Origin of the sequence: Clostridioides sp. ZZV15-6383 (assembly GCF_020657735.1) — a bacterium.
GTDB lineage: Bacteria > Bacillota > Clostridia > Peptostreptococcales > Peptostreptococcaceae > Clostridioides > Clostridioides difficile_D.
The window spans coordinates 1-417 of sequence record NZ_JAGWCV010000165.1 but is presented as its reverse complement, the minus strand read 5'-3'; the positions used below and the strand labels follow the sequence as shown (position 1 = coordinate 417).

Sequence of the window (417 nt, the reverse complement as noted above, 5' to 3'; positions counted from 1 at the left end):
ATTTAAATTTAGGAAATCCTGCCTTTTCTTTAAAGAATTTTTCATATGCGTTTGTTAAATCTTTTAGGGCGTTTTGTAGTGAAAATTTGTCAGGTTCTTTAAGCCATTTTAATTCTTTTTTTAAATTAGTTAAATCAGAACTACACTGTTTATAAGTAAAAGTTTCTTTATCGTTTTTATAAACTTCTATTCTTTTAGCAAGATATTTATTATATACAAATCTACAACATCCAAAAGTTTTGTTAATTAGCTCTTGCTGTTTTTTATTTGGATATATTCTAAACTTATATGCTTTTTCCACTACTACCACCTCACTTTAATTGTTTTTTGATACACTTTTTAATGATTTTATCATATTTAATATATTATGCTGTGGTGAACAATTTATTAATCACCTATCATAATATTAACAAATGT

General features: G+C 23.7%; 1 protein-coding gene. It reads right to left on the bottom strand.

From position 1 onward, the window contains the following. Positions 1 to 310, bottom strand: a 310-nt coding sequence (locus tag KGF42_RS19275; protein WP_227826918.1) for a helix-turn-helix domain-containing protein, incomplete at its 3' end; no start/stop codon positions are given. Positions 311 to 417 lie beyond the last annotated feature (107 nt).